Origin of the sequence: Rothia sp. HMSC071F11 (genome assembly GCF_001809115.1) — a bacterium.
Lineage (GTDB): Bacteria > Actinomycetota > Actinomycetes > Actinomycetales > Micrococcaceae > Rothia > Rothia dentocariosa.
Genome location: NZ_KV795763.1, coordinates 281,290 through 282,902, shown reverse-complemented (window position 1 = coordinate 282,902; position 1,613 = coordinate 281,290). Strand labels below are relative to the sequence as shown.

The 1,613-nt window shown below is 50.5% G+C and carries 1 protein-coding gene; it reads right to left on the bottom strand.

Annotation, left to right across the window (positions count from 1 at the left end; all coding sequences use genetic code 11):
• Positions 1-200 precede the first annotated feature (200 nt).
• Entirely contained in the window at positions 201-1,319 is a 1,119-nt protein-coding gene (locus HMPREF2554_RS09180) for a DUF475 domain-containing protein (RefSeq protein WP_070554873.1), read from the bottom strand.
• Positions 1,320-1,613: the final 294 nt, after the last annotated feature.

The window sequence follows — 1,613 nt, the reverse complement described above, 5'->3', positions numbered from 1 at the left end:
ACTACACCGATGAAAAACAACGTAAGACAGAAACTTCGGTGTATTTTCAGGGTAAGTATTCCGATGGTGCCTGGCAGATCAAATCATTCTAGGTGCCAGTAATTGAATGAATGATTGTGCTTTTCAGAGCATATAGCTGGTTCCGCACGCATCGTATTGATGCATGCGGGACCTTTGTGTATAAGCAAGATTTATAAAGCCTACTTTTTACCCTCAGTATTCATTGCCTGTTCTACAGGTGCATTGTGAAGATTGGAGGCTTTGGGCAGAGACTTATCCGACCGATTTGCTCGTCGGGAGGAAATAATTGAACCGGCGATGAACACGATACCGGAAAGGCCAATCACGAAATCGGGGATATCCCACTTGAGGGTTGCTAGGAGCATGAGCGCGAGAACACCGATAGCCCAGTGTGCACCGTGGTCCAGGTAGCGCAGCTCTTGGAGGGTCCCCTTTTCGACCAGGTAAATGGTCATCGACCGCACGAAGAGCGCGCCCACACCCAAGCCGAGCGCAATAATAATCGGGTCTGAGGTTACCGCAAATGCGCCGAGAACACCGTCGAAACTGAAGGAAGCATCCAGCACCTCAAGGAAGAGGAACATCGAGAACGCGGCCTTGCCGGTCAGCATGGTGACTTCTGCTAGCGACTCTTCTCGTTCTTCATTGCGAGCCTCCATAAATGTTGCAAGACCGTTGGTCGCCAGGAATGTGAGCATACCTAGAAGACCAGAGATAAGAATGCTGTACTGTTCATGATGCTCAGCGCCAAAAAGCTGAGAAGCCGTCACTAAGAGAACCCCGGAAACCAAGACCGGCATGGAATCGAAGTGCCCGGCTTTAGCGAGCGGTTTTTCGATCACGGAGAGCCAGTGAACCTCTTTACCCGCCTCGAACAGGAAGGACAGAAAGAGCATCAATAAGAACATGCCGCCGAAGGAAGCAATAGTGTGGTGCGCGGATTCCAGAATAAACCCGTAGGTTCCGGGCGTATGCGGGTCGCCGCGTTCCATCGCAAGGTTCCAGGCTTCGATCGGGCTTACATGACCCGCAAGGCACACGATCAGGAACGGGAAGATAAGTCGCATACCAAAAACAGCGACCAGCACGCCGACTGTCAAGAAGATATTGCGCCATGCGTGCGACATTTTATTCAGATATTTTGCGTTCACACCCGCGTTATCGAATGAGAACACGATCTCAAGGACAATCAGAATAACGGCGGAGACCAAACCTGATACACCACCATAAACGGCGGCTGCGGCAAGTGCCACCAGGGTAATCAAGAGATCGTATTTGAAGAATTTTAGTAAAGCCATGAGGGCAGAAGGCTCTCCTTTGTGATGAACCATGTCAGGAACCATCTATTCTTGACATCAAGCCAGCGAATGCGGCTTCCCCGCGCATATTGCGGAAAGCGCTATGCTCCCATCTATAGTACTTAGCGACATTCTATGTGCGCGCCCCGCACAAGGCGATATCGCATAGAGGGAAATTGCGGGTTTACCTAGAACTGCACAGGACTTATGAGTATACAAGAATGCGTACGTGTGAACCAGCAACTCTATAGAGAAAGCGTATCGAGCGAAATCTCACAGAGCGCATACCGCTGA

Bases quoted from the DNA above. Each gene is read 5' to 3' on its own strand.
- HMPREF2554_RS09180 (WP_070554873.1), bottom strand. From the start codon at position 1,319: ATGGCTTTACTAAAATTCTTCAAATACGATCTCTTGATTACCCTGGTG.